Origin of the sequence: Streptomyces sp. NBC_00989, assembly GCF_045162655.1 — a bacterium.
Taxonomy (GTDB): Bacteria; Actinomycetota; Actinomycetes; order Streptomycetales; family Streptomycetaceae; genus Streptomyces.
This window is the reverse complement of sequence record NZ_CP108728.1, coordinates 4099856-4124287: the sequence shown is the minus strand read 5'-3', so window position 1 is coordinate 4124287 and position 24432 is coordinate 4099856. Positions and strand designations below refer to the sequence as shown.

The following is a 24432-nucleotide window of genomic DNA, read 5'->3' as shown; positions in this document are numbered from 1 at the left end:
ATAGGCTGTACCGAACCCGCCCGCCGCATATGCCTGCGCGCATGGCTCGGCACCGCGCCGTCTCCACGGCCCGAGGGTCTTCACGTACCTATCGAATCTCATCGAATGTCTTCGACAGTCACGCAGCTCAAGGAGAGTCATCGAGCGATGGCCGGTCCAGCCTTCCGCGCCGCCGCCGTCCGGGTGCGCGTCCCCGCCACCAGCGCCAACCTCGGCCCGGGCTTCGACGCCTTCGGCCTCTCGCTGGGGCTCTACGACGACGTCGTCGTCCGTGTCGCCGACTCCGGGCTGCTCATCGACATCGCCGGCGAGGGCAGCGAGACCCTCCCGCGCGACGAGAACCACCTCCTCGTACGGTCCCTGCGCACAGCCTTCGACCTGCTCGGCGGACAGCCGCGCGGCCTCGAGATCGTGTGCGCCAACCGCATTCCGCACGGCCGCGGCCTGGGCTCCTCCTCCGCCGCCATCTGCGCCGGCATCGTCGCCGCGCGCGCCGTGACCATAGGCGGGGACTCCCGGCTCGACGACACGGCCCTGCTGGAACTCGCCACCGAGATCGAGGGCCACCCCGACAACGTGGCGGCCTGTCTGCTGGGCGGCTTCACGCTCTCCTGGATGGACGGCGGAGCCGCGCGGGCGATCAGGATGGACCCGGCCGATTCCATCGTTCCGGTGGTCTTCGTGCCCGGGAAGCCGGTGCTCACCGAGACCGCGCGCGGCCTGCTCCCGCGCAGCGTCCCGCACGTCGACGCCGCCGCCAACGCGGGCCGCGCCGCACTGCTCGTCGAGGCCCTCACCCGGCGCCCCGAGCTGCTGCTGCCCGCCACCGAGGACCGCCTGCACCAGGAATACCGCGCTCCGGCGATGCCCGAAAGCGCGGCGCTCGTGGACCGCTTGAGGGCGGACGGAGTTCCGGCCGTGATTTCCGGCGCCGGACCGACCGTGCTGGCACTTGTCGACGCCGACAACGCCGACAAGGTGTCCCACCTCGCCGGTGAGGGCTGGGCCGCGAACCGGCTGGATCTCGACGCACAGGGCGCGTGCGTACTGCCGCTCGCGTCCTCCACCGTCAATTGACTACGTACCGTCGCCGGATTTCGAGAGGGGGAATGTTTGTTGGATCCGGTAGTGTTAATCTCAAGTCTGCACCCGACCCCACCATGGCGAGGTGCTTGTTGTCCCCGTCAGGGACAGACATTCTTCCGGGAGCCTCCCAAGCCGCACCGTGTTCTGTAGGGGCACAGAGCGGTTCGCCGGGCACGCTCCGGAATTGGTGCGACCAAGCCACGTGACACAGACACTCGGTGCCACTGCTTCGGGAAGCGCCGTCACCAGCAATCTCTTCCGCCGCTTAGGCGGACCACCGCCCCGGCACGGTTCACACAGCAAGAACCGAAGCCGGACAGCACAACCGGTCGCCGAGCCAGACAGGCCGACGTCCGCTCCAGGGAAGGACCCTTCGTGAGCGACACCACCGATCTGATGGGCGCACGTGTCGAGGAGACCGCTGCCGCGCCCGCCACGGACGCCTCCGCGCCTGCCACCGGTGCCGGCTCCCGGCGGCGCCGCGGTACCGGCCTCGACGGCATGGTGCTGGCCGAGCTGCAGCAGGTCGCATCCGGCCTCGGCATCAGGGGCACCGCGCGTATGCGCAAGAGCCAGCTGATCGAGGTCATCAAGGACGCGCAGGCCGGCGGGGGTGCTCCGGCCAAGGCCGAGACCGCCACCGAGACCAAGCCGAAGCGCCGCGCCACCTCCAAGACCCGCACGGGCGACGAGGCGGCCGCCCCGGCCGAGCAGAAGGCCGAGAAGGTCGCCGCCGAGAAGGCCGTGGCCCAGCAGCAGATCGAGATTCCCGGCCAACCCGCCAGTGATGACGCCCCAGTTGAGCGCCGTCGTCGCCGCGCGACCGCCGAGGCAGGCAGCCCCGAGACGATCACCGCCGAGGCGAAGAGCGAGCCGAAGGCCGAGGCGCCCGCCGCCGCGCAGGGCGAGGCCAGGGGCGACGCGGGTGACGACGGCCGTCAGGGCCGCCGGGACCGTCGCGACCGCGACCGCGGTGGCCGTCAGGACCGCCAGGACCGTGACCGCGGCGACCGCCGCAAGGGTGACGAGCAGCAGGGCAGCGGCCAGCAGCAGGGCAGCGGCCAGCAGCAGGTCGGCGGCCGTCAGGACCGGCAGCAGCAGGGCGGTCAGCAGCAGGACCGCCAGCAGCAGGACCGCCAGCAGCAGAGCGGTGGCCGCCAGGACCGTCAGGACCGGCAGCAGCGCGACAACGGCCCGCAGGACGACGACGACTTCGACGGAGGCCGGCGCGGTCGGCGCGGGCGTTACCGGGACCGCCGTGGCCGTCGTGGACGTGACGAGTTCGGTGGCGGCGCCACGGGCGAGCCGCAGGTCGCCGACGACGACGTCCTGATCCCCGTCGCGGGCATCCTCGACATCCTCGACAACTACGCGTTCATCCGTACGTCCGGCTACCTGCCGGGCCCGAACGACGTGTACGTCTCGCTCGCCCAGGTCCGTAAGAACGGTCTGCGCAAGGGCGACCACGTCACCGGCGCGGTCCGTCAGCCCAAGGACGGCGAGCGCCGCGAGAAGTTCAACGCGCTGGTCCGTCTCGACTCGGCGAACGGCATGGGTGCCGAATCCGGGCGCGGGCGGCCGGAGTTCAACAAGCTGACGCCGCTGTACCCGCAGGACCGGCTCCGCCTGGAGACCGACCCGGGTGTGCTGACGACCCGCATCATCGACCTCGTCGCGCCGATCGGAAAGGGCCAGCGCGGTCTGATCGTGGCCCCGCCGAAGACCGGCAAGACCATGATCATGCAGGCGATCGCCAACGCGATCACGCACAACAACCCCGAGTGCCACCTGATGGTCGTCCTGGTCGACGAGCGTCCGGAAGAGGTCACCGACATGCAGCGGTCGGTGAAGGGCGAGGTCATCTCCTCGACCTTCGACCGTCCCGCCGAGGACCACACCACGGTCGCCGAGCTCGCCATCGAGCGCGCCAAGCGACTGGTGGAGCTGGGCCACGACGTCGTTGTGCTCCTCGACTCGATCACGCGTCTCGGCCGTGCGTACAACCTCGCGGCCCCGGCCTCCGGCCGCATCCTGTCCGGTGGTGTCGACTCCACGGCGCTGTACCCGCCCAAGCGCTTCTTCGGTGCCGCGCGCAACATCGAGGACGGCGGTTCGCTGACCATCCTCGCCACCGCGCTCGTCGACACCGGCTCGCGCATGGACGAGGTCATCTTCGAGGAGTTCAAGGGCACGGGCAACGCCGAGCTGAAGCTCGACCGGAAGCTCGCCGACAAGCGCATCTTCCCCGCGGTGGACGTCGACGCGTCCGGTACCCGTAAGGAAGAGATCCTGCTCGGCAGCGACGAGTTGGCCGTCACCTGGAAGCTGCGCCGTGTGCTGCACGCGCTCGACCAGCAGCAGGCGATCGAGCTGCTCCTCGACAAAATGAAGCAGACGAAGTCGAACGCCGAGTTCCTGCTCCAGATCCAGAAGACCACTCCTGGGAACGGCGACTAAGACAAGCCGGCGTTATCAAAGGGCCGCCCCCTGTTAAGGGGGCGGCCCTCTGCGTTGTCAGTGGCCCGCTGTACGATCGCGCCCTTCGGACTTGTTTTCGACAATCGTCCGAACTTCTGATCCCGAGGGGGGACTTGAATGGGTACGCCCATGCCTGGGGCCGGTCGGCACAGACGCAGGATACGTTTTGCCCTGCCTGTCGCCGCGGCCGGTATAGCCGCCGCCGTGGCCGCCGCGCTGATGACGACGTCCGCCGGCGCGGCCACCGCGCTGCCGACGCCGACCGTGAAGCCCGTCGTGGCCCAGCCGTCGCTCGCCACGCTGAAGAAGCGCATCGTGGGCGCACAGGCCGGTGACGACACCGCCGGGGAGACGACCAAGAAGGCGTCCCGGAGCGCGAGCACCACCGGCACGGCCGTCAGCCCGAAGATCATCGGCGGCACGACGACCACCATCAACACCGCGCCGTTCATGGCGCAGCTCTGGTACTACGACGACAAGGGCACCACCAGCGAGAGCGACGACATCGGCTTCTTCTGCGGTGGCTCGGTCATCTCGCCGTCGAAGATCCTGACCGCCTCGCACTGCGTCAAGGGCTACAACTGGGCCAAGTACGGCGCCGTCGTCACCAGCGCTACCGTGCTGCCGACCACCGACGCCGACGGCAACGCCGACCTGCACGGCGGCCAGGCCACCGCGGTCCTGCGCCAGTGGAACCACCCGTCGTACAACGCGACGACCATCGACAACGACATCGCGGTCCTCACCCTGGCGGCCCCCGTCAAGGCGACCCCGATCCGGATGACGACGAACACCGACACGGCGTCGTACACGGGCACGCCCGCCAAGACCGCCAAGGTCTACGGCTGGGGCCGCACCAGCTCCCAGACCGAGGACATCTCCGAGACGCTGAAGACGGCCACGCTGCCGATCCAGTCGGACGCCACCTGCGTCGGCGCCTACGGCAGCCTGGTCATCAAGGCCCACATGATCTGCGCGGGCACGCCCGCCACCGGCAGCGACACCGGTACGACGGCCATCTGCAACGGCGACTCCGGCGGCCCGCTGGTCGTCGGCGGCCGGATCGTCGGTGTCGTCTCCTGGAGCGGCGACGACGGTGACGCCAGCACGGTCAACGACTGTGTCGTCGAGGGCACTTACGGCGTCTTCACGAAGGTCAGCGCCTACGTCGGCGCGGCCTACGCACAGGTCGACGACGGCAACCTGAGCTACACCGACAACAAGGCCGACGTCTACGCCCGCAAGTCCTCCAACAAGGTGGGCTACGAGCTGGACTCCAAGGGCACCTCGCTGGCCACGCGCGTGTCCCTGGGCGACTGGAGCGCCGTCAACCAGGTCCGGTCGGCCGACCTGAACCGGGACGGCTACCAGGACTGGGTCTACCGGATCAGTTCCGGCGCGGTCTACTGGGACCACTTCCAGCTCAACAGCGCGCGGGACGACGGCAGTTGGGTCAGCACCAAGATCTTCGCCAACTGGAAGACCCGCACCCGGATCATCGCCCCCGGCGATGTCACCGGCGACTACCTGCCGGACCTGGTCTCGGTCGACAGCGCCGGCGTGCTGTGGATCTACCCGGGCAAGGGCAACGGCACCTTCGCCTCGCCGTCGCGGGTCGGCGGCGGCTGGAGCCAGTACAACGTGCTGGTCGGCCACGGCGACTTCAACGGCGACGGCAAGGCCGACCTGCTCGCCCGCAACAAGAGCACCGGCGCCGTCTACCTGTACAAGGGCGCCGGCAAGGCCGGCACGGGTGCCTTCGCGGCCCGCGTGAAGGTGCGCACCTGGGGCAGCTACAACGCCTTCGACGCCGTCGGTGACTTCACCGGCGACGGCAAGGCCGACCTCCTGATCCGCAACGCGAGCAACGCGTTCTACCTCTACCCGGGCACCGGCAAGGCCACGAGCGAGATCTTCGGCACACCGAAGTCGCTCGGCACCGGTTTCCAGCAGTACGACATCTTCGGCTGAAATCGCAGGTGAGCGGGGCGAAATCCGCTCACGCGACTACGCAGAGTGCCCATCGCCGTACGCGATGGGCACTCTGCGTTGTGCAACCCTTTCCCGAGTTTCCCTGTCTGACCTGGCGGAGCGACCATAGAGCGAGGATTGAGCGGTATCGGTCGCTTCGGCCAGGCCTGAACCCTGAAAGCAGGGGGTAACCGACCGGAACGAGATGCGAGGAGCCCATGTCCGCCGAGAGCACGCCGGAGCCCGCCATACCGGGCAAGGACGGCACGAACGGCCCGCGCCACCGCGCAGGACGCCGTAAGAAGGACCGCAGTCCGCGTCACAAGGCCCTGCTGATCACGGCCTGGGTCGCGGCGGGCGTCGTCGTGCTGGGCGGCACCGGCGCCGGGTACGTGTACTTCAAGCTCAACGGCAACATCAAGAGCGTCGACATCAACCAGGCCCTCGGTACCGACCGTCCGGTCAGGGTCGACAACGGCTCGGAGAACATCCTGGTCCTGGGCTCGGACAGCCGCTCCGGCACCAACAAGAAGCTGGGCGGCGGCACCGACGACGGCAGCGCCCGCTCCGACACCGCGATGATCGTGCACGTCTACAAGGGCCACAAGAAGGCCAGCGTGGTCTCCATCCCGCGCGACACCCTCGTCGACCGCCCCGAGTGCACCGACACCAAGGGCGTCACCCACGACGCCGCGTCCGGCGTGATGTTCAACGAGGCGTACTCCACCGGCGGCGCCGCCTGCACGGTGAAGACCGTCGAGTCCATCAGCGGGCTGCGCATGGACCACTACCTGGAAGTCGACTTCGCCGGCTTCGAGAAACTCATCGACGAACTCGGCGGCGTCCCGGTCACCACGACCAAGGCCATCAAGGACCCGCAGAGCCACCTCGACCTCAAGGCCGGCACCCACACGCTGAACGGCCAGCAGGCCCTCGGCCTGGTCCGCACCCGGCACGGCGTCGGCGACGGCTCCGACCTCGGCCGCATCCAGCTCCAGCAGGCCTTCATCAAGGCCCTGGTCAACCAGGTCAAGCACATCGGCGTCCTCACCAGCCCGACCAAGCTCTACGACCTCGCCAACACCGCCACCAAGGCCGTCACCACCGACTCCGACCTCGGCTCGGTGAACTCCCTCACGTCCTTCGCCAACGGCCTCAAGACCATCAGCTCCAAGAACATGAACATGGTCACGATGCCCGTCGAGTACGACCCGGCCAACCCGAACCGCGTGATCGTGGAGAAGTCGAAGGCCCAGATGGTGTGGACGGCGTTGAAGAACGACCAGCCGATCCCGGCGGCGGCGACCAAGGGCACGGCGACCGGTGAAGCCAAGGGAGTGGTGACAAGCTCTTAAGGGGCGCGGGGCTGTGTCGATTTGCGGCTCCGCCGCGGGGCGCGCTCAGCCCCCACCGGCCCGCAGGGGAATAGACAACGCGAACCCCCGGTTTTGGGAGATGGCTCCAGTGCTGGCAGACTGGACAGTCGGCCCCGGTTCACGCCCCGCAACCCGCGGAGCGACCCGGCGCCCTCCCGAAACTAGGAGACACCCTTGAAGCGCGAGATCCACCCCGAGTACGTCGAGACCCAGGTCAGCTGCACCTGTGGCGCGTCGTTCACCACCCGCAGCACGATCACGAGCGGCAACATCCGCGCCGAGGTCTGCTCCGAGTGCCACCCGTTCTACACGGGCAAGCAGAAGATCCTCGACACCGGTGGCCGTGTGGCCCGCTTCGAGGCCCGCTTCGGCAAGGCTGCTGCCGGCTCCACGAAGTAGCGAGCTCCATTTCGCCGGTCCACGGCCACGCCCTCCACAGGCGTGCCGGGACCGGCGTTTTTGGTCGCCCGCCTTCCCTTCCGTTCGCATTTCAGGAGCCCAAGATGTTCGAGGCTGTCGAGGACCTCATCGGCGAGCACGCCGACCTTGAGAAGAAGCTCGCCGACCCGTCGGTCCACGCCGACCAGGCCAACGCGCGCAAGCTGAACAAGCGCTACGCCGAGCTCACCCCGATCGTCGCCACGTACCGCTCCTGGAAGCAGACCGGCGACGACATCGAGACCGCGCGTGAACTCGGCGCCGACGACCCGGAGTTCGCGGCCGAGGTCAAGGAGCTGGAGAAGACGCGCGAGGAGATCACGGAGAAGCTGCGGCTGCTGCTCGTGCCGCGTGACCCCAACGACGACAAGGACGTGATCCTCGAGGTCAAGGCGGGCGCGGGCGGCGACGAGTCCGCCCTGTTCGCCGGTGACCTGCTGCGCATGTACCTGCGGTACGCGGAGCGCGTCGGCTGGAAGACCGAGATCATCGACGCCACCGAGTCCGAGCTGGGCGGCTACAAGGACGTCCAGGTCGCCGTGAAGACCAAGGGCGGCAACGGCGCGACCGAGCCCGGCCAGGGTGTCTGGGCGCGGCTGAAGTACGAGGGCGGCGTGCACCGCGTGCAGCGCGTCCCGGCGACCGAGTCCGCGGGCCGTATCCACACCTCGGCGGCCGGTGTCCTGGTCACCCCCGAGGCGGAGGAGGTCGACGTCGAGATCAACCCGAACGACCTCCGCATCGACGTCTACCGCTCCTCGGGCCCCGGCGGTCAGTCCGTCAACACGACCGACTCCGCGGTGCGCATCACGCACATTCCGACCGGAGTCGTCGCTTCCTGCCAGAACGAGAAGAGCCAGCTGCAGAACAAGGAGCAGGCACTGCGTATCCTGCGCTCCAGGCTGCTCGCCGCGGCGCAGGAGGAGGCGGAGAAGAATGCCGCCGACGCCCGCCGCAGCCAGGTCCGCACGGTCGACCGCTCCGAGAAGATCCGTACGTACAACTTCCCGGAGAACCGCATCTCGGACCACCGCGTCGGATTCAAGGCGTACAACCTGGACCAGGTCCTCGACGGCGACCTCGACGCGATGATCCAGGCTTGCGTCGACGCGGACTCGGCCGCCAAGCTCGCGGCGGCGTAACACCACGGCACGCACGGCACGTTCGGCACGGACGAGTACGACACGGAGGACTTGCGTGAACCTGCTGCTAGCAGAGGTGGCCCAGGCCACCCAGCGGCTGGCCGACGCCGGCGTGCCCTCGCCGCGCAACGACGCGGAGGAGCTCGCCGCGTTCGTGCACGGTGTGAAGCGGGGCGAGCTGCACTCCGTGAAGGACGTGGACTTCGACGCCCGCTACTGGGAGACCATCGCCCGGCGCGAGCAGCGTGAGCCGCTCCAGCACATCACCGGCCGGGCCTTCTTCCGGTACCTCGAACTCCAGGTGGGGCCGGGCGTGTTCGTGCCGCGCCCCGAGACCGAGTCGGTGGTCGGCTGGGCCATAGACGCGGTCCGCGCGATGGACGTCGTAGAGCCGCTGATCGTGGACCTCTGCACCGGCTCCGGCGCCATCGCGCTCGCCCTCGCGCAGGAGGTCCCGCGCTCCCGGGTGCACGCGGTGGAGCTGTCCGAGGACGCCCTCCAGTGGACCCGCAAGAACATGGAGGGCTCCCGCGTCGACCTGCGGCAGGGCAACGCCCTCGACGCCTTCCCCGACCTCGACGGCCATGTCGACCTGGTCATCTCCAACCCGCCGTACATCCCGCTCACGGAGTGGGAGTACGTCGCTCCCGAGGCCCGGGACTACGACCCCGAACTCGCCCTGTTCTCAGGCGAGGACGGCCTCGACCTGATCCGCGGCATCGAACGCACCGCACACCGGCTTCTCCGTCCCGGCGGTGTCGTCGTCATCGAGCACGCCGACACCCAGGGCGGTCAGGTGCCGTGGATCTTCACCGAGGAGCGTGGCTGGGCCGACGCGGCCGACCACCCCGATCTCAACAACCGCCCGCGCTTCGCGACCGCCCGCCGGGCGACGCCGTGACCTGCGCCCCGACTTTCGACCCGCAGCAGTACGTGTACGAGGAGGCCCGCTAGACATGGCACGGCGATACGACACCAACGACGCGACCGACCGCACGACGGGTCTGCGCGAGGCCGCGTCCGCCGTCCGCCGGGGCGAACTCGTGGTCCTGCCGACCGACACGGTCTACGGCATCGGGGCCGACGCGTTCTCCTCGGAGGCCGTCGCCGATCTCCTGGACGCCAAGGGCCGGGGCCGCAACATGCCCACCCCCGTCCTCATCGGCTCCCCGAACACGCTGCACGGCCTCGTCACGGACTTCTCCGAGCTGGCCTGGGAACTCGTCGACGCGTTCTGGCCGGGCGCCCTCACGCTGGTCGCCAAGCACCAGCCGTCCCTCCAGTGGGACCTGGGGGACACCCGGGGCACGGTCGCCGTACGGATGCCGCTGCACCCGGTCGCGATCGAGCTGCTGACGGAGGTCGGCCCGATGGCGGTCTCCTCGGCGAACCTCACCGGCCACCCCGCGCCGGAGGACTGTGACGCGGCCCAGCAGATGCTCGGCGACTCGGTCTCCGTGTACCTCGACGGCGGTCCGACGCCCGGCAACGTGCCGTCGTCGATCGTCGACGTCACGCGCGAGGTGCCGCTGCTGCTGCGCGCGGGCGCGATCTCGGCGGAGGAGCTGCGCAAGGTCGTACCCGACCTCGAGGTGGCGAATTGACAGCCCCTGACGCGGGGCGTGGCATAGGCAACGGGGAAGTGACGGGGACCTTCGGGCTTCCCATGGACAGCTTCCGCATCCTCCACGTCAGCACCGGCAACGTGTGCCGCTCGCCGATCACCGAGCGGCTGACCCGTCATGCCCTGGCGGACCGGCTCGGCGACCCGCTGTGGGGCGGGCTGATCGTGGAGAGCGCCGGCACGTGGGGCCATGAGGGCGCACCCATGGAGACCAACGCGGCGACCGTCCTCACCGACTTCGGCGCGGACCCCTCCGGGTTCACCGGCCGAGAGCTGCTCGACGACCACGTGATCCGCGCCGACCTGGTCCTGACGGCCACCCGTGACCACCGTGCCCAGGTCATCTCCATGGGCCACTCGGCGGGCCTGCGCACCTTCACCCTGAAGGAGTTCACCCGCCTGGTGAAGGCCATAGACCCCGCGACCCTCCCACCCCTGGAGGACGGCATGGTGGCCCGCGCCCGCGCCCTGGTCCGCGCGGCGGCGGCCCTGCGCGGCTGGCTCCTGGCCCCCACGGCGGAAGCGGACGAGGTCTTCGACCCGTACGGCGCCCCCCTCCCGTTCTTCCGCTCCATCGGCGACGAGATAAACCAGGCGATCGACCCGGTGGTCACCGCCCTCACAGGCGTACCCGCGAAGACCTGACAACGGCCGCGCGCCCCACGCGTCCCGGGCCTACATTGGACGTACGTCACCGTCGACGGTCCGGAGTCCACCATGTCGGTCACCCCTGTCCTTGAGGCCGATGTCCTGCGTCGGCAGGACCCCGAGCTGGCCGAGATCCTGCTCGGGGAGCTGACCCGGCAGTCGACGACGCTCCAGCTGGTCGCCGCCGAGAACTTCACCTCGCCCGCCGTGCTGGCCGCGCTCGGCTCCCCGCTCGCCAACAAGTACGCCGAGGGATACCCCGGCGCCCGCCACCACGGCGGCTGCGAGATCGTCGACGTCGCCGAGCGCGTCGCCGTAGAACGGGCGAAGGCGCTGTTCGGGGCCGAGCACGCCAACGTGCAGGCGCACTCCGGGTCTTCGGCCGTGCTCGCCGCGTACGCCGCGCTGCTGCGGCCCGGTGACACCGTGCTGGCGCTGGGGCTGCCGTACGGCGGGCATCTCACGCACGGGTCGCCCGCGAACTTCTCCGGGCGGTGGTTCGACTTCGTGGGGTACGGGGTGGACGCGGAGACCGGGCTCATCGATTACGAGCAGGTGCGTTCCCTCGCCCGTACGCATCGGCCCAAGGCGATCGTGTGCGGGTCCATCGCCTATCCCCGGCACATCGACTACGCCTTCTTCCGCGAGGTCGCCGACGAGGTGGGCGCCTATCTCATCGCCGACGCCGCGCATCCCATCGGGCTCGTCGCCGGGGGAGCGGCGCCGAACCCGGTGCCGTACGCCGATGTCGTCTGCGCGACCACGCACAAGGTGCTGCGCGGGCCGCGCGGCGGGATGCTGCTGTGCGGGAGCGAGCTGGCCGAGCGGGTGGACCGGGCCGTTTTCCCGTTCACGCAGGGCGGCGCGCAGATGCACACCATCGCGGCGAAGGCCGTCGCGTTCGGCGAGGCGGCGACCCCGGCCTTCACGGCGTACGCCCATCAGGTGGTCGCCAACGCCCGGGTGCTCGCGGCCGGGCTGGCGGCGGAGGGGCTGGTCGTCACGACGGGTGGGACCGACACCCATCTGATCACCGCCGATCCGCTGCCCCTCGGCGTCGACGGACGCGCCGCGCGCGGTCAACTCGCCGCCGCAGGAATGGTGTTGGACTGCTGCGCGCTGCCGCACGGCGACTCGCGCGGGCTGCGGCTGGGTACCGCCGCGGTGACCACGCAGGGCATGGGGGAGGGCGAGATGGCGGGCATCGCGGCGCTGATGGCGGGTGTGCTGCGCGGGCGGGTCGACGCCCGGCGGACCCGTGACGAAGTGCGGGATCTTGTGGGTGGATTCCTGCCGTATCCGGGCTGAACGGGGGTACCCGGACCCAGGTACACAGCCACACGTGCAACCATCGTCGCTACCCGGAAGTCCCCAACCATATGCGTCCCTCGCTAGGGTGTGGGGCTGTGATGGCCAGCGAGACCTGTGGGGAAGCCTGTGCGTGAATACCTGCTGACGCTCTGCGTGACGGCCGCGGTGACGTATCTGCTGACCGGGCCGGTGCGGAAGTTCGCGATCGTGGCCGGGGCGATGCCGGAGATCAGGGCCCGTGACGTGCACCGGGAACCCACTCCGCGGCTCGGCGGTATCGCCATGTTCTTCGGTCTGTGCGCCGGTCTGCTGGTCGCCGACCATCTGACCAACCTCAGCGAGGTCTTCGAGAACTCGAACGAGCCGCGCGCCCTGCTCTCCGGAGCGGCGCTGATCTGGCTGATCGGTGTCCTGGACGACAAGTTCGAGATCGACGCCCTGATCAAGCTGGGCGGCCAGATGATCGCCGCCGGCGTGATGGTCATGCAGGGTCTGACGATCCTGTGGCTGCCCATCCCGGGCATCGGCAACGTGGCGCTGACCCAGTGGCAGGGCACCCTCCTCACGGTCGCCCTCGTCGTCATCACCATCAACGCGGTCAACTTCGTCGACGGCCTCGACGGCCTCGCGTCCGGCATGGTGTGCATCGCCGCAGCCGCGTTCTTCCTGTACGCCTACCGGATCTGGTACTCGTACGGCATCGAGGCCGCCGCCCCGGCCACGCTCTTCTCGGCGATCCTGATGGGCATGTGCCTGGGTTTCCTGCCGCACAACATGCACCCCGCGCGGATCTTCATGGGTGACTCCGGCTCGATGCTGATCGGCCTGGTGCTGGCCGCGGGTGCGATCTCCATCACGGGGCAGGTCGACCCGGACGCGCTTCAGCTGTTCGTCGGTTCCGAGAAGGCGGCGGTGCACCAGACGGTGCCGGTCTACATCCCGCTGCTGCTGCCGCTGACGATCATCGCGGTGCCGGCCGCCGACCTGGTGCTGGCGATCGTCCGCCGCACCTGGCGCGGCCAGTCGCCCTTCGCCGCGGACCGCGGCCATCTGCACCACCGGCTCCTGGAGATCGGCCACTCGCACAGCCGGGCGGTGCTGATCATGTACTTCTGGTCGGCGCTGATCGCGTTCGGGGCGCTGTCCTACTCGGTCAACTCGGCGTCGATGTGGATCGTCCTCGGCATCGTCTTCCTGAGCGCGATCGGCCTGCTGCTGCTCCTGCTGCCGCGCTTCACGCCGCGCGCCCCGCGCTGGGCCGAGCACCTGGTGCCGCCGCGATATCGCCGTCGCAGGGCCGCAGTTGACCCCGTGGCCGTGCTGGCGGAGGAGGACCGCGACCCGCGTCCTCCGGTTGTCACCGGAGTGTCAGGAGTCAACGGGGCGACCGCTGTCGGCCCCCGTCCGCGCCTGCTGGACGGACGTAAAGCGGAGTCCTCGCGCTGACGCCAAGGTAAGAATCTGACTAAAGCGTTGCCATCTCGTGGGAGGACAAAGCCTCCCTATACCAGACAAGTTGGCCGCTATTTTGCACAGACGCGCACTGTCACTCTCATGTGTGACAGCAAGCACACCTTCTAGGTAAAGACCGCATCAAATAGTTTGTGATACGGTTCACGAGAACCCGGGACAGAGCCGAAGGACCGTAGTGCGACGGTCCATTGGCGTGAGGTTCTCTCTCATCCCGGGACTACGCTCGTCCATGACGACACGCCCCCCTTAGCAAGCGGAGTTGCCGCCATGCCGTCCAATGACGCCCGGATTCTCCTTCAAGCCGCTGTGCCCACAGCTGCCGTCGGCGCGATTGCCGCCGTCGTCAGTGCCGTGGTCGCCGGCGGCGAAGGAGCTGTTGGGGCAGCCGTTGGGACGCTGATCGTGATCCTCTTCATGGGAATCGGGCTCTACGTTCTGCAGCGCACTGCCAAATCGCTTCCGCACCTGTTCCAGGCGATGGGCCTCATGCTCTTCGCGGCGCAGATTCTTCTGTTGTTCATTTTCCTCGCCGCGTTCAAGCACACCACGCTGTTCAATCCCAAGGCCTTCGCGTTCACCCTGCTCGCCGGAACCATCGTCTGGACCGCCGCGCAGACCCGTGCCCACATGAAGGCCAAAATCCTCTACGTCGAGCCCGAGAAGTCGGGGCACTCGTCGTGAGAGGTAGGGCCGGGATAAGAGCACGTAAGCGACCCTGCTATCGTCCGGTGCCAACTGCGGCATCGCGGGCGCGGGCATCTGAGCTGACGCCTGCTCAATCGCGAGGCTCGATGCCCCACTGCCGCCCCCACATCCGTAACACCAGTCCAGTGCCGAACCGCGGCTGCGCGCCGCGCCGACACAACGAGGTTGCCGTACCTATGCGCCACGCTGAAGGAGCCCGCGGTGAGTGCTGACCCGACGCAGGTGCTCGCCTTCGAGACCGACTGCCACATCTTCGACGGCTGTGGCTTCCCGGCTCCCGGCCTGCACTCGTTCCTGTTCAAGCCCCTGATGGGGGACGGCGACAGCAACTTGTACTTCAACAAGACGATGCTGCTGGCGCTGCTCGGCTCGGTCATCATCATCGGCTTCTTCTGGGCCGCCTTCCGCAAGCCGAAGGTCGTCCCCGGCAAGCTCCAGATGGTCGCCGAGTCCGGCTACGACTTCATCCGCCGCGGTGTCGTCTACGAGACCATCGGCAAGAAGGAAGGCGAGAAGTACGTACCGCTCGTCGTCTCGCTCTTCTTCTTCATCTGGATGATGAACGTCTGGTCGATCGTCCCGGTCGCCCAGTTCCCGGTGACGGCGATCATTTCCTACCCGGCCGTTCTCGCGGGCATCGTCTACATCCTGTGGGTGTCGCTGACCTTCAAGCGGCACGGATTCGTCGGTGCCTTCAAGAACTTCAGCGGTTACGACAAGTCGCTCGGCGCGGTTCTCCCGCTGGCGATGGGCATCGAGCTGCTCTCGAACCTGATCGTCCGGCCGTTCACGCACGCGGTGCGACTGTTCGCGAACATGTTCGCGGGCCACACCCTGCTGCTGCTCTTCACGATCGCCAGCTGGTACCTGCTCAACGGCATCGGCATCGCCTACGCGGGTGTCTCGTTCGTCATGGTCCTCGTGATGACGGCCTTCGAGCTCTTCATCCAGGCTCTGCAGGCGTACGTCTTCGTGCTGCTGACCTGCACCTTCATCCAGGGCGCGCTCGCCGAGCACCACTGAGCACCCCCCACCAGAACCCCCCTTAGCGTCCGGTGGCCAACCCCCGCCGGTCCGTACAGATAAGGAAGAATCAGCATGGCTGCCACTGAGACCCTCGCTGCCGTCTCCGGTTCGCTCGGCTCCATCGGCTACGGCCTCGCCGCCATCGGTCCGGGCGTCGGCGTCGGCATCATCTTCGGCAACGGCACCCAGGCTCTTGCCCGTCAGCCCGAAGCTGCCGGCCTGATCCGCGCCAACCAGATCCTCGGCTTCGCCTTCTGTGAGGCCCTTGCCCTCATCGGCCTGGTCATGCCGTTCGTCTACGGCGTCTGATCAGTCGATCAGCAACAGCCCACTAGACGAAAGGCACTGACATGAGCCAGCTGCTCATTCTGGCGGCCGAGAAGGAAAACCCTCTCGTCCCGCCGATCCCTGAGCTTGTCATCGGCCTGATCGCCTTCGTCATCGTCTTCGGCTTCCTCGCCAAGAAGCTCCTCCCGAACATCAACAAGGTTCTGGACGAGCGGCGCGAGGCCATCGAGGGCGGTATCGAGAAGGCCGAGGCCGCCCAGACCGAGGCACAGAGCGTGCTTGAGCAGTACAAGGCTCAGCTCGCCGAGGCCCGGCACGAGGCCGCGCGGCTGCGCCAGGAGGCGCAGGAGCAGGGCGCCACGCTCATCGCCGAGATGCGCGCGGAAGGCCAGCGGCAGCGCGAGGAGATCGTCGCCGCCGGTCACACGCAGATCGACGCCGACCGCAAGGCCGCTTCGCAGGCGCTGCGCCAGGACGTGGGCAAGCTCGCCACCGACCTGGCCGGCAAGCTCGTCGGCGAGTCCCTCGAGGACCACGCCCGGCAGAGCCGTGTGATCGACCGTTTCCTCGATGAGCTCGAGGAGAAGGCCGAGGCCGCACGATGAACGGAGCGAGCCGCGAGGCCCTGGCAGCCGCACGTGAGCGTCTCGACGCGCTGACGGACTCCACGTCCGTGAACGCGGCGCAGCTCGCCGACGAGCTGGCCGCCGTCACCGCGCTGCTCGGCCGTGAGGTGTCCCTGCGCCGGGTCCTCACCGACCCGGCGCAGGACGGCGAGGCCAAGGCCCAGCTTGCCGAGCGCCTGCTCGGCGCCCAGGTCGGCGGCCCCGCCCTCGACCTGCTGTCCGGCATGGTGCGCTCCCGCTGGTCGCAGTCCCGCGACCTGGTGGACGCGCTGGAGGAGCTGGCGGCCACCGCCGACCTCACCTCCGCCCAGCAGTCGGGCGAGCTCGACGACGTCGAGGACGAGCTGTTCCGGTTCGGCCGGATCGTCTCCTCGAACACCGGACTGCGCGCCGCGCTGACCGACCGCGCCGCCGGCACCGCGGCCAAGAGCGAGCTGCTCGGCAGCCTGCTCGGCGGCCGTGCCAAGCCGGCCACCGAGCGACTGGTGACCCGCCTGGTGACCGCGCCCCGGGGACGTAGCCTGGAAGCGGGACTCGAGTCCCTCTCCAAGCTCGCCGCCGAGCGCCGCAGCCGCCTGGTCGCGGTCGTCACCACGGCGGTCCCGCTGAGCGACCCGCAGAAGCAGCGCCTGGGCGCCGCCCTCGCGAAGCTCTACGGCCGCCACATGCACCTGAACATCGACGTGGACCCCGAGGTCCTCGGCGGCATCCGGGTGCAGGTCGGCGACGAGGTCATCAACGGCTCCATCGCGGACCGCCTCGATGACGCCACCCGCCGCATGGCGAGCTAGCAGCACCCATACAAAGACGTAGTAAGGCGGCCCGAGTTGGGCCGTGCAGAGGATTCACCTCGTCATGGGGGGGAGTCCCCCCATCCCCCCAAGTGAAACTTCGGGCCCAACAAGGAGAGCAGGGAACCCAGATGGCGGAGCTCACGATCCGGCCGGAGGAGATCCGGGACGCGCTGGAGAACTTCGTCCAGTCGTACAAGCCGGACGCGGCCTCGCGCGAGGAGGTCGGTACGGTCACCCTTGCCGGCGACGGCATCGCGAAGGTCGAGGGCCTGCCCTCGGCCATGGCCAACGAACTGCTGAAGTTCGAGGACGGCACCCTCGGTCTCGCGCTCAACCTCGAAGAGCGTGAGATCGGTACCGTCATCCTCGGCGAGTTCAGCGGCGTCGAGGAGGGCCAGCCGGTCACCCGCACCGGAGAGGTCCTGTCCGTCGCCGTCGGCGAGGGCTACCTCGGCCGTGTCGTCGACCCGCTCGGCAACCCGATCGACGGCCTCGGCGAGATCGAGACCACCGGCCGCCGCGCGCTGGAGCTGCAGGCCCCGGGCGTCATGGTCCGCAAGTCGGTGCACGAGCCGATGGAGACCGGCTACAAGGCCGTCGACGCGATGACCCCGATCGGCCGTGGCCAGCGTCAGCTGATCATCGGCGACCGCCAGACCGGCAAGACCGCCCTGGCCGTCGACACGATCATCAACCAGCGCGACAACTGGCGCTCGGGCGACGTGAACAAGCAGGTCCGCTGCATCTACGTCGCCATCGGTCAGAAGGGCTCCACCATCGCCTCCGTGCGTGGTGCGCTCGAAGAGGCCGGCGCGCTGGAGTACACGACCATCGTCGCCGCCCCGGCGTCCGACCCGGCCGGCTTCAAGTACCTGGCGCCGTACACCGGTTCGGCCATCGGCCAGCACTGGATGTACGAGGGCAAGCACGTCCTCATCATCTTCGACGACCTCTCCAAGCAGGCCGACGCCTACCGCGCCGTGTCCCTGCTGCTGCGCCGTCCGCCGGGCCGCGAGGCCTACCCGGGTGACGTCTTCTACCTGCACTCCCGTCTGCTGGAGCGCTGCGCGAAGCTCTCCGACGAGATGGGCAAGGGCTCGATGACCGGTCTGCCGATCGTCGAGACCAAGGCCAACGACGTCTCGGCGTTCATCCCGACCAACGTCATCTCCATCACCGACGGCCAGTGCTTCCTGGAGTCGGACCTCTTCAACGCCGGTCAGCGCCCCGCGCTGAACGTCGGTATCTCCGTCTCCCGAGTCGGCGGTTCCGCGCAGCACAAGGCGATGAAGCAGGTCTCCGGCCGACTGCGCCTCGACCTCGCCCAGTACCGCGAGCTGGAGGCGTTCGCCGCCTTCGGTTCCGACCTGGACGCCGCGTCGAAGGCCCAGCTGGAGCGCGGTCAGCGGCTGGTCGAGCTGCTCAAGCAGCCGCAGTACCAGCCGATGCCCACCGAGGACCAGGTCGTCTCCGTGTGGTCCGCGACCACCGGCAAGATGGACGACGTACCGGTCGCCGACATCCGCCGCTTCGAGAAGGAGCTCCTGGAGTACCTGCACCGCAAGGAGCAGGGCCTCATGACCTCCATCAAGGAGGGCGGCAAGATGTCGGACGACACCCTCACCGCCGCCGCGGACGCGATCGCCGAGTTCAAGAAGCAGTTCGAGACCTCGGACGGCAAGCTCCTCGGCGAGGACGCCCCGGCCGCGGCCAAGTGACGTAGGAAGGGACCTGACTCATGGGAGCCCAGCTCCGGGTCTACAAGCGTCGCATCCGATCCGTCACCGCGACCAAGAAGATCACCAAGGCGATGGAGATGATCGCCGCCTCGCGCGTCGTCAAGGCGCACCGCAAGGTGCAGGCCTCGACGCCGTACGCGAAGGAACTGACGCGTGCGGTCACGGCGGTCGGTACGGGTTCCAACACCCGGCACCCGCTGACCACCGAGGCCGAGACGCCGACCCGTTCCGCGGTGCTGCTCCTCACGAGCGACCGCGGTCTGGCCGGCGCCTTCAACTCCAACGCCATCAAGGCCGCGGAGCAGCTGACCGCGCGTCTCGAGGCCGAGGGCAAGGAGGTCGACACGTACATCGTCGGCCGCCGCGGTGTCGCCCACTACAACTTCCGTGAGCGCAAGATCGCGGAGCAGTGGACCGGCTTCACCGACCAGCCCGAGTACGCGGACGCGAAGAAGGTCGCGGGTCCGCTCATCGAGGCCATCGAGAAGGACACGGCCGAGGGCGGCGTGGACGAACTCCACATCGTCTACACCGAGTTCGTCTCGATGATGACGCAGACGCCGATCGACAGCCGGCTGCTGCCCCTCAGCCTCGAAGAGGTCGCGGAGGACGTGCCCTCGGGCGAGATCCTTCCGCTGTACGACTTCGAGCCGTCGGCGGAGGACGTCCTGGACGCCCTGCTGCCGCGGTACGTCGAGAGCCGTATCTACAACGCGCTGCTCCAGTCGGCTGCCTCCAAGCACGCCGCCACCCGCCGCGCGATGAAGTCGGCGACCGACAACGCGGGAGACCTGATCACCACGCTCTCCCGTCTTGCCAACGCGGCCCGCCAGGCCGAAATCACCCAGGAAATCAGCGAGATCGTCGGTGGCTCCGCAGCCCTGGCCGACGCGACCGCGGGGAGTGACAAGTAATGACGACGACAGTTGAGACGGCCGTTGCCACGGGCCGCGTCGCCCGGGTCATCGGCCCGGTCGTCGACGTGGAGTTCCCCGTCGACGCGATGCCGGAGATCTACAACGCTCTGCACGTCGAGGTGGCCGACCCGGCCCTGGACGGTGCGAAGAAGACGCTGACCCTGGAGGTCGCCCAGCACCTGGGTGACGGCCTGGTCCGCACGATCTCGATGCAGCCCACCGACGGTCTGGTCCGCCAGGCCGCCGTCACCGACACGGGCACGGGCATCACCGTCCCGGTCGGCGACTTCACCAAGGGCAAGGTGTTCAACACCCTCGGTGAGGTGCTGAACAGCGACGAGAAGTACACGGGCGAGCGCTGGTCCATCCACCGCAAGGCCCCGCGCTTCGACGAGCTCGAGTCGAAGACCGAGATGTTCGAGACCGGCGTCAAGGTCATCGACCTGCTGACCCCGTACGTCAAGGGCGGCAAGATCGGCCTGTTCGGCGGTGCCGGCGTCGGCAAGACGGTGCTCATCCAGGAGATGATCTACCGCGTCGCCAACAACCACGACGGTGTCTCCGTGTTCGCCGGTGTCGGCGAGCGCACCCGTGAGGGCAACGACCTCATCGAGGAGATGGCCGACTCGGGCGTCATCGACAAGACGGCGCTCGTCTTCGGCCAGATGGACGAGCCCCCGGGCACCCGTCTGCGCGTGGCCCTGGCCGGTCTGACCATGGCGGAGTACTTCCGCGATGTGCAGAACCAGGACGTGCTGTTCTTCATCGACAACATCTTCCGCTTCACGCAGGCCGGTTCCGAGGTCTCGACCCTGCTCGGCCGGATGCCCTCCGCGGTGGGCTACCAGCCGAACCTGGCCGACGAGATGGGTCTCCTCCAGGAGCGCATCACCTCGACCCGCGGTCACTCGATCACCTCGATGCAGGCGATCTACGTCCCCGCGGACGACCTGACCGACCCGGCCCCGGCCACCACGTTCGCCCACCTCGACGCGACGACGGTTCTCTCCCGTCCGATCTCCGAGAAGGGCATCTACCCGGCCGTGGACCCGCTGGACTCCACGTCCCGCATCCTGGACCCGCGCTACATCGCGGCGGAGCACTACAACACCGCGATGCGCGTCAAGACGGTCCTCCAGAAGTACAAGGACCTCCAGGACATCATCGCGATCCTCGGTATCGACGAGCTGGGCGAGGAGGACAAGCTCACCGTCCACCGTGCCCGTCGCGTGGAGCGCTTCCTGTCCCAGAACACCCACGTCGCCAAGCAGTTCACCGGCGTCGACGGGTCGGACGTCCCGCTGGACGAGTCGATCGTGGCCTTCAACTCGATCATCGACGGCGAGTACGACCACTTCCCGGAGCAGGCGTTCTTCCTCTGCGGTGGTATCGAGGACCTGAAGGCGAACGCGAAGGAGCTGGGCGTCTCCTGACCCCGTGCTTCACCTGAGGGGGTGGGGCGTGTCCCACCCCCTCTTTCACGCCCATTAGAATTGACCCAACACCCGGCACGACCGCCGGGTGGTGACCCGAGGAGCCCACCTTGGCTGCTGAGCTGCATGTCGAGCTCGTCGCCGCGGACCGCCAGGTCTGGTCCGGCGAGGCCACCCTGGTCGTCGCGCGCACCACGTCCGGCGACATCGGCGTCATGCCCGGTCACCAGCCGCTGCTCGGTGTGCTGGAGTCGGGCCCGGTGACCATCCGCACGAGCGACGGCGGGACGGTCGTCGCCGCGGTGCACGGCGGTTTCATCTCGTTCGCGGACAACAAGCTGTCGCTGCTCGCCGAGATCGCCGAGCTGTCGGACGAGATCGACGTCCAGCGCGTGGAGCGGGAGCTGGAGCGCGCGAAGGCGGAGGGCGACGAGTCCGCCGAGCGCCGCGCGGACGTCCGACTGCGTGCGGCGGAGACGCGCTGAACCCAGAGTTGGCGCGATGACGTGACTCAGCCGCGGCTGGGACCGGAGGAATCCGGCCCCAGCCGCGGCTGAGGCGAATGTGGGTGTTTTTTCCGTTCCGTTACCTGTTTTACCTAGGAGACGAGGAGGTCGGTGTCGATGGTCCTCGCTCTGACTGTGTGCGGAATTGTTGTGGCCCTGGTAGTGGTGGGGCTGTTCGTCTTCGGCCTGCGCCGCAGACTCATCCAGCGCTCCGGCGGCACCTTCGACTGTTCGCTCCGCTGGGACGTACCGGAGAAACCCGACACCAACGGCAAGGGCTGGAGCTACGGCGTCGCCCGCTACAACGGCGACCGCATCGAGTGGTACCGCGTCTTCTCCTACGCCTACCGCCCGCGCCGCACGCTGGAACGCTCGGCGATCGAGGTCGCCGGCCGCCGCCTCCCCGAGGGCGAGGAGGAACTCGCCCTGCTCTCCGACGCGGTGATCCTCACCTGCCTGCACCGGGGCACACGCCTCGAACTCGCCATGAGCGAGGACGCGTTGACCGGTTTCCTGGCCTGGCTGGAGGCGGCTCCTCCCGGCCAGCGGGTCAACGTGGCCTGACCGGACACACCGGGTTGGGTACGTCGGCCTGACTGACGACGGTGCGGGGTGCGGAGCCGAAGGTCACGGTGACGTCGACCGGACAGGCTGCCATGACGGCTGCGGCGAAGGCGCCCGCGAGCGCGGCCCAGGAGGTGACGGGCCGCTTCGTGATGCGGGACATGGTGGACCTGCGCTTCATGATTTCCCCCGTACTGCGCTGTTCCGTTCGTTGCTGGGAGACCACGATGCCCCAGGTCGACGGAGTGCTCCCAGCAGCCGTCCGGCCCGCGGCCACGGGCCGAAGGACCCTGTGAGGTGCACGCCGGGGGCGCGCCCCGCGCACAACGCGCCCTGCGCAAGACCTTCCACACAACGCACCGCGGACAGACCGGAGAGGTCTGTCCGCGGCAGGGCGCTGAGCAGCGTGGGGATCAGCTCAGCCCGCTGTTGATGGCGCTCACCAGCTCACCGTTGCTGGTGTCGCCGCTGAAGTCCCAGAAGAACGCGCCGCCCAGACCCTGGGTCTTGGCCCAGCTCATCTTTCCGGCGATCGTGCTCGGGGTGTCGTAGGACCACCAGTTGCTGCCGCAGTGGGCGTACGCCGTGCCCGCGATGGTGCCGGTGACGGGGCAGGACGTCTTGAGGACCTTGTAGTCCTCGATGCCCTGTTCGTAGGTGCCGGGTGCCGGCCCGGTGGCCGTGCCGCCCGGGGCGTCCTGGGTGACGCCGGTCCAGCCTCTGCCGTAGAAGCCGATGCCGATGAGGAGCTTGCTCGCGGCCACGCCCTTCGACTTGAACTTGGCGATCGCGTCGGCCGTGGTGAAGCCGGGGGTCGGGATGCCGCTGTAGGTGGTGAGCGGGGAGTGCGGGGCGGTGGGGCCGGTGGCGTTGAAGGCGCCGAAGAAGTCGTACGTCATGACGTTGTACCAGTCGACGTACTGGGCCGCGCCCGCGTAGTCGGCGGCGTCGATCTTGCCGCCTGAGGTGCCGTCCGCCGTGGTGGCGGCGGTGACCAGGTAGTTGGAGCCGAACTTGGTGCGCAGGGCGGACATCAGGTTCTTGTACGCCGCCGCGCCGCTGGTGTCGCAGGACAGGCCGCAGGCGTTCGGGTACTCCCAGTCGATGTCGATGCCGTCGAAGACGTCGGCCCAGCGCGGGTCCTCGACCAGGTTGTAGCAGGAGTTGGCGAACGCGGTCGGGTTGGCCGCCGCCTGCGCGAAGCCGCCGGACCAGGTCCAGCCGCCGAAGGACCAGAGGATCTTGATGTTCGGGTACTTGGCCTTCAGCTGGCGCAGCTGGTTGAAGTTGCCGGCCAGCGGCTGGTCCCAGGTGTCGGCGACGCCGCTGACCGACTGGTCGGCGGTGAACGTCTTCTGGTAGTCGGCGTAGGCGTCACCGATCGCGCACTGCCCGTTGGTCACGTTGCCGAAGGCGTAGTTGATGTGCGTGATCTTCGCGGCCGAGCCGGAGGTCACCAGGTTCTTGACCTGGTAGTTGCGGGTGTAGGTGCCCCACTCGGTGAGGTACCCGAGCTTGACCTTGCTGCCGGTGGTCGGGGGAGTGGTCGTACCGCCCGTGGTGTGCACGGCGACCGCGCCGCTGACCGGGCCGGTCTGGTCCGCGGTGTCGCGGGCCTGCACGGTGTACGAGTAGTCGGTGCCGGCGGTCAGGCCGGTGTTCGTGTACGACGTCGTCGTCACCGTGGCGACCTTGGTGCCGTCGCGCAGGACGTCGTAGTTCTTGACGCCCTTGTCGTCGGTGGCCGCGCTCCAGGAGAGGTTCACCGAGGTGTTGGTGATCGCGGAGGCGGTGGGGGTGCCGGGGGCGGAGGGGGCCGCGTCACCGGGGACGGTGGTGCCGCCGTCACAACTGCCGCCGTTCAGCAAACAGTTGGAGGGCGAGCCGCTGCCGGCGCCGTTGAAGCCGAAGGAGACGGAGGCGCCCGCGGCGATGGTGCCGTTGTACGACTTGTTCTTCGCGGTCCAGTGGGTGCCGGAGTTGGTGACGTCCGCGTCCCAGGCCGAGGTGACGGACGTACCGGAGGGGAAGTCCCACTCGACCGTCCATGAACTGATCGCGCTGGTACCGGTGTTCTTGACGGTCCACTGACCGCCGAAGCCGGTACCCCAGTCGCTGGTCTTGGTGAAGGTGGCGGTCGCGGTCGACGCGGCCTGCGCGGGACCGGCCAGACCGACGAGAGCGGCGAGCGGGAGCAGCAGGGTCGCGAACCCGGCAACTGCTCGATGTCTGAAGCGCATTGAGCGCCTCCTCTTTTGTTTTTACGCCTCCGGCGCGCTGGAGCCGG

The 24432-nt window shown here is 68.7% G+C and carries 23 protein-coding genes; 21 read left to right on the top strand and 2 right to left on the bottom strand.

Annotated elements, in window-relative coordinates:
* The first annotated feature begins 147 nt into the window (after positions 1–147).
* From thrB to OG714_RS17545, 21 genes are all read left to right on the top strand, one after another.
* On the top strand, positions 148–1077 hold the full coding sequence (gene thrB / locus OG714_RS17645) for a homoserine kinase (protein ID WP_365309631.1): 930 nt from the start codon (positions 148–150) through the stop codon (positions 1075–1077).
* Positions 1078–1461: 384 nt separating this feature from the next.
* On the top strand, positions 1462–3543 hold the full coding sequence (gene rho / locus OG714_RS17640; protein ID WP_406122064.1) for a transcription termination factor Rho: 2082 nt from the start codon (positions 1462–1464) through the stop codon (positions 3541–3543).
* A gap of 150 nt (positions 3544–3693) precedes the next feature.
* Positions 3694–5535 carry a trypsin-like serine protease gene (locus OG714_RS17635; RefSeq protein ID WP_406122063.1) on the top strand — a complete coding sequence of 614 codons (1842 nt, stop codon included), beginning with the start codon at positions 3694–3696 and terminating at the stop codon, positions 5533–5535.
* Positions 5536–5753: 218 nt separating this feature from the next.
* Positions 5754–6890: an LCP family protein gene (locus tag OG714_RS17630; RefSeq protein ID WP_406122061.1), complete on the top strand. Its 1137-nt coding sequence runs from the start codon at positions 5754–5756 to the stop codon at positions 6888–6890.
* 195 nt (positions 6891–7085) lie between these two features.
* Positions 7086–7310 (top strand): 50S ribosomal protein L31, encoded by a 225-nt coding sequence (rpmE, locus tag OG714_RS17625; protein WP_019060712.1) that lies wholly within the window; start codon positions 7086–7088, stop codon positions 7308–7310.
* Positions 7311–7414: 104 nt separating this feature from the next.
* Positions 7415–8491, top strand: coding sequence for a peptide chain release factor 1 (prfA, locus tag OG714_RS17620; protein WP_366098241.1), 1077 nt, complete (start codon positions 7415–7417; stop codon positions 8489–8491).
* 55 nt (positions 8492–8546) lie between these two features.
* Positions 8547–9392 (top strand): peptide chain release factor N(5)-glutamine methyltransferase, encoded by an 846-nt coding sequence (gene prmC / locus OG714_RS17615; protein WP_019073183.1) that lies wholly within the window; start codon positions 8547–8549, stop codon positions 9390–9392.
* A 55-nt stretch (positions 9393–9447) separates the two neighbouring features.
* Positions 9448–10095 (top strand): L-threonylcarbamoyladenylate synthase, encoded by a 648-nt coding sequence (locus OG714_RS17610; protein ID WP_019060715.1) that lies wholly within the window; start codon positions 9448–9450, stop codon positions 10093–10095.
* Positions 10092–10760: a low molecular weight phosphatase family protein gene (locus OG714_RS17605; RefSeq protein ID WP_026150979.1), complete on the top strand. Its 669-nt coding sequence runs from the start codon at positions 10092–10094 to the stop codon at positions 10758–10760. The genes OG714_RS17610 and OG714_RS17605 overlap by 4 nt, the downstream gene beginning before the upstream one ends.
* 72 nt (positions 10761–10832) lie before the next feature.
* A complete protein-coding gene (gene glyA / locus OG714_RS17600; RefSeq protein WP_406122057.1) occupies positions 10833–12071 on the top strand; it encodes a serine hydroxymethyltransferase in 1239 nt (412 codons plus the stop codon).
* Positions 12072–12200: 129 nt separating this feature from the next.
* The gene (locus OG714_RS17595; protein WP_406122055.1) at positions 12201–13520 is read left to right on the top strand and encodes an MraY family glycosyltransferase; all 1320 of its coding nucleotides are present in this window, start codon (positions 12201–12203) and stop codon (positions 13518–13520) included.
* A 294-nt stretch (positions 13521–13814) separates the two neighbouring features.
* A complete protein-coding gene (locus tag OG714_RS17590; protein WP_406122053.1) occupies positions 13815–14228 on the top strand; it encodes a hypothetical protein in 414 nt (137 codons plus the stop codon).
* 210 nt (positions 14229–14438) lie between these two features.
* On the top strand, positions 14439–15275 hold the full coding sequence (gene atpB, locus OG714_RS17585) for a F0F1 ATP synthase subunit A (RefSeq protein WP_406131857.1): 837 nt from the start codon (positions 14439–14441) through the stop codon (positions 15273–15275).
* 75 nt (positions 15276–15350) lie between these two features.
* Positions 15351–15587: a F0F1 ATP synthase subunit C gene (locus OG714_RS17580; protein WP_067273352.1), complete on the top strand. Its 237-nt coding sequence runs from the start codon at positions 15351–15353 to the stop codon at positions 15585–15587.
* Positions 15588–15628: 41 nt separating this feature from the next.
* Positions 15629–16171, top strand: a complete 543-nt coding sequence (locus OG714_RS17575) for a F0F1 ATP synthase subunit B (protein WP_200679770.1) — start codon at positions 15629–15631, stop codon at positions 16169–16171.
* Positions 16168–16983 carry a F0F1 ATP synthase subunit delta gene (locus OG714_RS17570; protein ID WP_406122052.1) on the top strand — a complete coding sequence of 272 codons (816 nt, stop codon included), beginning with the start codon at positions 16168–16170 and terminating at the stop codon, positions 16981–16983. The genes OG714_RS17575 and OG714_RS17570 overlap by 4 nt, the downstream gene beginning before the upstream one ends.
* Positions 16984–17114: 131 nt before the next feature.
* Positions 17115–18704 (top strand): F0F1 ATP synthase subunit alpha, encoded by a 1590-nt coding sequence (gene atpA, locus OG714_RS17565; protein WP_406122050.1) that lies wholly within the window; start codon positions 17115–17117, stop codon positions 18702–18704.
* Between the two features lie 20 nt (positions 18705–18724).
* The gene (locus tag OG714_RS17560) at positions 18725–19639 is read left to right on the top strand and encodes a F0F1 ATP synthase subunit gamma (RefSeq protein WP_406122048.1); all 915 of its coding nucleotides are present in this window, start codon (positions 18725–18727) and stop codon (positions 19637–19639) included.
* Positions 19639–21075 (top strand): F0F1 ATP synthase subunit beta, encoded by a 1437-nt coding sequence (gene atpD, locus OG714_RS17555; RefSeq protein ID WP_019060726.1) that lies wholly within the window; start codon positions 19639–19641, stop codon positions 21073–21075. Before OG714_RS17560 ends, atpD begins: the two co-directional genes overlap by 1 nt.
* 110 nt (positions 21076–21185) lie before the next feature.
* Complete coding sequence (locus OG714_RS17550; RefSeq protein WP_365309655.1) at positions 21186–21560, top strand: F0F1 ATP synthase subunit epsilon; 375 nt, start codon at positions 21186–21188, stop codon at positions 21558–21560.
* Positions 21561–21698: 138 nt separating this feature from the next.
* The gene (locus tag OG714_RS17545; protein WP_329257486.1) at positions 21699–22145 is read left to right on the top strand and encodes a DUF2550 domain-containing protein; all 447 of its coding nucleotides are present in this window, start codon (positions 21699–21701) and stop codon (positions 22143–22145) included.
* Here OG714_RS17545 and OG714_RS17540 read toward each other — a convergent pair.
* Together OG714_RS17540 and OG714_RS17535 are read right to left on the bottom strand one after the other, a co-directional pair.
* Entirely contained in the window at positions 22132–22326 is a 195-nt protein-coding gene (locus OG714_RS17540; RefSeq protein ID WP_406122045.1) for a hypothetical protein, read from the bottom strand. The genes OG714_RS17545 and OG714_RS17540 overlap by 14 nt on opposite strands.
* A 232-nt stretch (positions 22327–22558) precedes the next feature.
* Positions 22559–24385 carry a glycosyl hydrolase family 18 protein gene (locus OG714_RS17535; RefSeq protein WP_406122044.1) on the bottom strand — a complete coding sequence of 609 codons (1827 nt, stop codon included), beginning with the start codon at positions 24383–24385 and terminating at the stop codon, positions 22559–22561.
* Between the last annotated feature and the right edge of the window lie 47 nt (positions 24386–24432).

What these genes read in the sequence shown, in the direction of transcription:
- OG714_RS17610 (WP_019060715.1), top strand. Translation starts at nt 9,448, where the DNA reads ATGGCACGGCGATACGACACCAACGACGCGACCGACCGCACGACGGGT.
- atpA (WP_406122050.1), top strand. Translation starts at nt 17,115, where the DNA reads ATGGCGGAGCTCACGATCCGGCCGGAGGAGATCCGGGACGCGCTGGAG.
- glyA (WP_406122057.1), top strand. Translation starts at nt 10,833, where the DNA reads ATGTCGGTCACCCCTGTCCTTGAGGCCGATGTCCTGCGTCGGCAGGAC.
- OG714_RS17580 (WP_067273352.1), top strand. Translation starts at nt 15,351, where the DNA reads ATGGCTGCCACTGAGACCCTCGCTGCCGTCTCCGGTTCGCTCGGCTCC.
- atpD (WP_019060726.1), top strand. Translation starts at nt 19,639, where the DNA reads ATGACGACGACAGTTGAGACGGCCGTTGCCACGGGCCGCGTCGCCCGG.
- OG714_RS17560 (WP_406122048.1), top strand. Translation starts at nt 18,725, where the DNA reads ATGGGAGCCCAGCTCCGGGTCTACAAGCGTCGCATCCGATCCGTCACC.
- OG714_RS17635 (WP_406122063.1), top strand. Translation starts at nt 3,694, where the DNA reads ATGCCTGGGGCCGGTCGGCACAGACGCAGGATACGTTTTGCCCTGCCT.
- OG714_RS17535 (WP_406122044.1), bottom strand. Translation starts at nt 24,385, where the DNA reads ATGCGCTTCAGACATCGAGCAGTTGCCGGGTTCGCGACCCTGCTGCTC.
- OG714_RS17545 (WP_329257486.1), top strand. Translation starts at nt 21,699, where the DNA reads ATGGTCCTCGCTCTGACTGTGTGCGGAATTGTTGTGGCCCTGGTAGTG.
- OG714_RS17570 (WP_406122052.1), top strand. Translation starts at nt 16,168, where the DNA reads ATGAACGGAGCGAGCCGCGAGGCCCTGGCAGCCGCACGTGAGCGTCTC.
- OG714_RS17630 (WP_406122061.1), top strand. Translation starts at nt 5,754, where the DNA reads ATGTCCGCCGAGAGCACGCCGGAGCCCGCCATACCGGGCAAGGACGGC.
- OG714_RS17590 (WP_406122053.1), top strand. Translation starts at nt 13,815, where the DNA reads ATGCCGTCCAATGACGCCCGGATTCTCCTTCAAGCCGCTGTGCCCACA.
- OG714_RS17540 (WP_406122045.1), bottom strand. Translation starts at nt 22,326, where the DNA reads ATGAAGCGCAGGTCCACCATGTCCCGCATCACGAAGCGGCCCGTCACC.
- thrB (WP_365309631.1), top strand. Translation starts at nt 148, where the DNA reads ATGGCCGGTCCAGCCTTCCGCGCCGCCGCCGTCCGGGTGCGCGTCCCC.
- OG714_RS17575 (WP_200679770.1), top strand. Translation starts at nt 15,629, where the DNA reads ATGAGCCAGCTGCTCATTCTGGCGGCCGAGAAGGAAAACCCTCTCGTC.
- prfA (WP_366098241.1), top strand. Translation starts at nt 7,415, where the DNA reads ATGTTCGAGGCTGTCGAGGACCTCATCGGCGAGCACGCCGACCTTGAG.